The sequence below is a fragment of the Nostoc sp. UHCC 0252 genome (assembly GCF_034931145.1).
Taxonomy (GTDB): Bacteria; Cyanobacteriota; Cyanobacteriia; order Cyanobacteriales; family Nostocaceae; genus Nostoc.
Map to the genome: position 1 here is coordinate 1 of NZ_JAYGHE010000146.1, position 5,862 is coordinate 5,862.

Sequence of the window (5,862 nt, forward strand, 5' to 3'; positions counted from 1 at the left end):
GCTTAGTAGCGGTAGCGTCTTGTCAAATTGGATTGGAGACAGAAGCTTTTTCTCTAGTGGTAAAACTGTTAATATTTTCTCAAATCCGAGCGAAAGTGATCGGGAGCAAAATACGTTTGTGGATTTATCAGTGATGAGCAGAAAACGTAGTGAGTCCTTTAATGAAGTTGCAGAAATCTATGATGCAGCACGCCCTAGTTATCCATCTCAATTGATTGAAGATGTAATTGAGATGGCTAATCTTCCAGATTCAGCTTCAATTTTAGATATTGGAACAGGGACAGGTAAGGGAACTGTTCCATTTGCTGAAAAGGGCTATGCTATCTGCTGTTTAGAGCCAGGTGAAAGACTGATTGCAATAGCATCTCAAAATATGCGTTTATATCCAAAGGTGACATTTGAGACAGTTACTTTAGAGGATTGGAATTTACGCCCAAAAGCCTTTGATTTAGCAATATCTGCTCAAGCCTTTCATTGGGTAAATCGTGAAAAAGGGTATCCAAAAGTTGCACAAGCTTTAAAACAAAAAGGTTATATTGCGTTTTTTTGGAATTTCTCTATTTTACCCGATACTTCCATATTTCAGGCACTCAAAAAAACGTTTCAAAAATATGTACCTACAATATCTAATGCTAAACCATCCTCAGTTGAATCACTAATAAAAAAAAGAGAAACCTGGATATTAAATAGTTTTTGTTTCAAAAATTTAGTGGTCAAACAATATCCTTGGTCTATTGATTATGATGCAGAGCGATATCTAGGTCTTCTGAAAACTCAAACTGCTTATCAAGAATTTACTGAAACTAAAAAGCAAGATTTTTCTGATGCTATTATACAGATATTAAATGCTCACGGGGGATATGTTACCAAACCCTATTTATCGGTTCTTTTCTTTGCTCAAAAAATTTAAATAAGCCCTTTAATTCTAAATAAAACTCAATATCGAGTGTGGGTTACAACTCATTTCAAACCCGATAGGGAAAAACTACGGGTTTCAACCTAGATGAGATTCATCTAGTCACCCCAAATGCAATACTCTCCGTCAAATAATCAAGCATTAGCGGTTGTTTTACCCATGTCTTGAAGAGGGTATTTTCTAGAATACGCCCAAACAGTATTTTGTTGTGGTACCTCTGGCGTAGTGGTTTTTTGATAATTGGTCTATGAAATTTTTTAATGAGTTTTATATTTGGTAGTGCTTTAAGGCTGCAAAATATAAAAAGCAATGAAAAACCCCCATCCTTCATACAGGTTGGGGGCATAAATAAAAACTCTATATTTCCATGATGACACAATTCAATATTTGTTCGACTGCTGTCAGCCTAGAGGTGGGGCAATGAACAAACCACCATCTAGACGCAAGAAAGTTATCCCTGGGGCATCTGAGGAACCAAAGCTAGCAACCGACTCTGCTGCCGAAAATACTTCTGAGCAAGATAACCCAGCCTCAGCAACGATTACGGTGACGGCTGTTGAAGTAACAGAGTTGACCCAGGAAGAACAAAGCTTACGCCTGCATTTAGAACACCGTGTGGAGAGAGCATTTTTGGAGGCTGGTCAAGCGCTGATGGAGTTGAGGGACAGACGGTTGTACCGTTCCACGCACCGGACTTTTGAGGAATATTGCCGCGATCGCTTCAATTATAGTCGTGATGCAGCGTACTTGAAGATTTCGGCTACTGTGGTTTATGAGAATCTCCAAAAGTTTTTGCCGACCAATGGTCGGCAAATTCCAATGCCGACCAACGAACGACAATTGCGTTTTTTGGCGAAAGCCGAGTTGGAACCTGCTGTGCAAGCAGATGTTTGGCAGCAGGCAGTAGAGCAAGCTGGCAATAAGATTCCATCCGGTCGGATCGTGAAAGACGTAGTGGACAGGATACGCGAAAGTCCGAAAGTACCCAATCCTTACAATATTGGTGAAATATGCATTCTTCTGCCCAAAGATAACCCAGACTTGAGAGGTAAAGCAGGTTATTGGGGCGTGGTAACTCATGCTGGAGACTATAGCTGTACAGTCCAGACATGGGACGGCGACTACACCGTAAAAATCGAACACCTGAAATCACTGGAATTGCTTGATGAAGATTGCCAATTCATGCAGCAGTTATGTTTGAGGTTACGGCAGTTGCATCAAGTAACCAACCGTGACGAGGCTGTGGATTGGCTGTTGCAGTGGTTAGGGAAACAAGCTAAACCTTATTTATCTTCGTTGCAAGCAAAATTGCTGGCGTTTGTGGAACGGGAGTACAAAATCGAGTGGAGGCAACAGAGATGATGGTGCAGCTAGAAAACAATAATTTAATGCAACAAAGCTCACTAAACTCGTTTAGTTTCCAATATTTCTCGCCACAATTCAAATTCAGGACAATTGCACCAAATGGTAACGAACCCATCAAAAAGCTCAGTTTCTGAATTTTGAACTCCCCTTGGGAGAACTTGGATCAAGATAGGAATATCCAAATCACATTTCCAATTTTCTATTTCTTTTTGAAGTTGGGCAATAGTGTCTTGATGAAATCCTCGGTCGTTGTTGGAACATTGAACAAGTAAACATGTATTCTCAGAATCTTTGACTCGTTTGATCGAGAAATTAATCTGCGTCCACATTGATTGGACTTCATTAAAAATATTAGGCAAACCATAGTGATTGCCTAATATTGCCTTTCTGCGTTTCGATTCACCCATAAGTCCCCCTCAGCAATACAAATTTTGACAAGGATGATGAAGAAGATAAGGAATCTTCTAACGACGAGTAACCCTCTGGGGGTTATTAACTACTAATACTATTGTAACGATAAATCAAGGATTTCAAGTATTTTGCAGTTGCAAGGATTGGGGATTTTACCAAACCGTATCTGTCATCATTGCAAGCTTTGCTGCTGGTGGCTGTTGAGAGAGAGTACAACCTGGTTTGTCAGCAGCAGAAGTGATGAATTTATTGAGTGTCAAAGCAGCTTGAAAGTTCAAAATTTTAAATCAAATCGGGTAGGTGTTAGTGATTGGAGAACTTTTCACCCAGACATTATGGTTGTGATAAAAATCACCACGCTGTTCTAGTGTAAACCCACCCAACAATAATCCTAACCATACTTCTACCATCGGCATTTGCAACACACGTTGCAGTTTAACTAAAGAAATCTCATCTTTGACATTTATCAGGTAGTTAGCGATCGCACCCTGCCATTTTTCCACATCCTCATCTGATGCCAAATTGCGGACATCTTCTAAACTCGTCACCTCATCAAGCATTGCCAAAACATTCGCTTTTTCAACAGGTGCTGCTACAGAATCACCCGACTCAGTAGGAGATGAAAATTGGTGTGGGCCATGTGGTCTAAAGGTTTGTGGTGTTTGCGGTTCAATTAAATCATCTAAATCTAGGTGCATTGTTGTCCGCACCAGACCAGCAAAGAGATCGGTGCTAACAATTGGCCCCAAAAGACTATTGCGATGGGCTACGCCCCGCCGTAGGCGATCGCGGGTATCTTGCAACAGCGCTTCGGCACGAGACTTAAGAATATCTGCAATCTGACTGAAGGCAAGTGCTGCGGTTAATAACTGTGCCTCCAAAGGTAATTTTTCAAGCTCCCCATCCAAACAATCCCACATAGCATCAAGGGAAGAAGTTGGTGGAGATTCAGACAACTCATCTAATACATCCCAGATGGTTAATTGGTGGTATGTGGTCATAATAATTCGTAATTTCTAATTCGTAATTATTGCCCCAGAGGATTTATCCGGGGGCTTGAATAAAGTTGCTATGCGTTTTCTCTTTCTTCATAACTGATCTTGGAGCTTGTCCCCTCAATGATTTAATTATTAATTAACTCCTAATTAATTACGAATTACGAATTACGAATTGTTCGGTCATCTCTAAGATTGTGGATGCAGGGGACAAGGACGCACTGGACAATGTGTTGGTGCAATCTCGAACAGCTCCTTATATTGATATAGTGAAACACTGTATTGTTTTGCAAAAGCCTGCAATACCTGATCTGTATAGGCGCGGATCTTGCCAGCCGTTAGCCCAAAACAGTGAATTGGTTCTAAGCGACAAATAGGCTGTTGTCCTAGCCAAAGTTCTGCCGACATAGCGTGTAATGGTTTATCCCCTGGTTCTTTATATAGATACAACACTGCAAAATATGTTGCTGGCGGTTCGACTGCGATTGCATCAATTTGTGCCGAATCATCTTTACTTTTGTTGCGGTAAAACGAACGGCGATTGTGACAAACCTTTGGATTCCAGCAGCCATCACCTTCTGGCCCATGCAGCACCTTAGCCTTAGCTGCGGGTAGTTTGGCGCATAACTGACATTTAGGATCTAACGGCTTGGGCATCGTTTAGTCTATTGATTCCTCGGTAACATACTTCCACATCTATAGCGCAGTTTGGGTATGCGAGTGTGTCACTCGCTTCGCTCGAATTCAAAATTATCAATTCAAAATTCAAGCATTTTTACCCCAATCATAAATGCAGGGGCACAGAACAACAAGTTTATAAATCTTTATCTCCATAAATGAATTTAGGGGTAAGTAAGCTGAATTAATTAATTCAAAATTACTGAGCTATTCTTCAATTTTGAATTTTGAATTTTGAATTGTTTCGGTCACTTTTTGTTGTATCTACTAAAATCTGGTTGCGGATAAAATTGTTCTATACGTTTTTCTACTGTCTTACGTAGTTTTTTCCGACAAATAGGACAGTTCGTAAACATATTGGAAGCATCTGAACAACTAATTGTTTGACCACATAAACTTAATACATGAACTTGTTCATGCACTAATTCTGGTACAAAGTGAATAATTTTTTCAGAATTAGACATAGTTTATATTTCCTTAATTCAACGTACCACTCTAGCCGATAAACATCCTCTACTGTTCTGCCTCCTCACCGATTGCCCGATAATAAGCTGCGATCGCAGCTTGTTGTTCGCCACGAAGTGTATATCGTCGAAAAGCTCTGTCACTATGATGCCCAGTGAGTTTGCGGGCATGAGTTGGATCAAGACCTAGTAATATTAAATCCGTAGCATAGGTATGTCGAAAGGAGTGAGGATGCAAATCTTCAATTTGAGTTAATTCACCGATTTTTTCTACAGCGAAGTAAATACCGTAATAACTCAAGCGTTCACCTTTGTATGAAGCATGGTGTGAAATCATCAGTGGGGAGTCGCTGGTCAAAACCTCTCCTTGCTGGTGGCGCAATTGTAAATACTCTGCCAAAACTTCCCGACTTTCTTTTCGCAGTGGAACTAAGCGTGGTTCATTGGTTTTGGTGTCTGGTAAAAACAGCAGCTTGCCATCAAATGAGCCAACATTTAGCTGTACAACTTCCCCTGCCCGGAGTCCATGACTGAGAATGTGAACCAGTGCTGTATCCCGTTGCTTTGTTTCTCCCAGCAATTCCAACGCTGACCAAACCTGTTCCATCTGTTCTGGGGTTAAACTCTGGGCTGGTGGTAGTGGCACTTTTTCCAGTTTTATCCCCAGTGTAGGATTAGTAGCAATAATTTCAGGATACGTGTAACACATCCATTTGAAAAAGCTTTTGAGTGCCGCAATTCCGGCATTGATGCTGCTTTTTGAAAGCGGTTTACCTGCGTCAGTCCGTATTTCATCACGGAGATATTCTTTATATAGCGCAAGGTGACGTGGACGCAGTTCATGATAATGTAGCTCACTCCAAGCCAAAAACCTTTTGAGTTCGCGTTCGTAGAGTTTGCGGCTGTTGGGTGCGAGATTGTTGCTACGTAAAAATTCCAGAACTTTTACCCACCGAATATCGGTTGGTGGACTTCTAGTTTCTCCTGGCTGTGTGAAATGTAGAGCTTCACGATCAAGGGGAATGAGTTTGAT

At 40.9% G+C, this 5,862-nt stretch carries 8 protein-coding genes; 2 read left to right on the forward strand and 6 right to left on the reverse strand.

Going from position 1 to position 5,862, the window contains the following annotated elements; genetic code table 11:
* Positions 1-910 (forward strand): class I SAM-dependent methyltransferase (locus VB732_RS35185; protein WP_323235436.1); only part of this gene is annotated, 910 nt, incomplete at its 5' end.
* A 426-nt stretch (positions 911-1,336) separates the two neighbouring features.
* Complete coding sequence (locus tag VB732_RS35190) at positions 1,337-2,278, forward strand: hypothetical protein (protein ID WP_323235437.1); 942 nt, start codon at positions 1,337-1,339, stop codon at positions 2,276-2,278.
* 41 nt (positions 2,279-2,319) lie between these two features.
* On the opposite strand, the gene VB732_RS35195 is transcribed toward VB732_RS35190, so the two are convergent.
* The 6 genes from VB732_RS35195 to VB732_RS35220 form a co-directional block, all read right to left on the reverse strand.
* Positions 2,320-2,688 carry a hypothetical protein gene (locus tag VB732_RS35195; RefSeq protein WP_323235438.1) on the reverse strand — a complete coding sequence of 123 codons (369 nt, stop codon included), beginning with the start codon at positions 2,686-2,688 and terminating at the stop codon, positions 2,320-2,322.
* Between the two features lie 156 nt (positions 2,689-2,844).
* Positions 2,845-2,970 carry a hypothetical protein gene (locus tag VB732_RS35200; RefSeq protein ID WP_323235439.1) on the reverse strand — a complete coding sequence of 42 codons (126 nt, stop codon included), beginning with the start codon at positions 2,968-2,970 and terminating at the stop codon, positions 2,845-2,847.
* Positions 2,971-2,979: 9 nt separating this feature from the next.
* Entirely contained in the window at positions 2,980-3,693 is a 714-nt protein-coding gene (locus VB732_RS35205; RefSeq protein WP_323235440.1) for a hypothetical protein, read from the reverse strand.
* Between the two features lie 183 nt (positions 3,694-3,876).
* A complete protein-coding gene (locus tag VB732_RS35210) occupies positions 3,877-4,344 on the reverse strand; it encodes a hypothetical protein (protein ID WP_323235441.1) in 468 nt (155 codons plus the stop codon).
* Between the two features lie 269 nt (positions 4,345-4,613).
* A complete protein-coding gene (locus VB732_RS35215; RefSeq protein WP_323235442.1) occupies positions 4,614-4,829 on the reverse strand; it encodes a hypothetical protein in 216 nt (71 codons plus the stop codon).
* Between the two features lie 49 nt (positions 4,830-4,878).
* Positions 4,879-5,862: site-specific integrase (locus VB732_RS35220; protein ID WP_323235443.1), on the reverse strand; the 984-nt coding region annotated here is incomplete at its 5' end.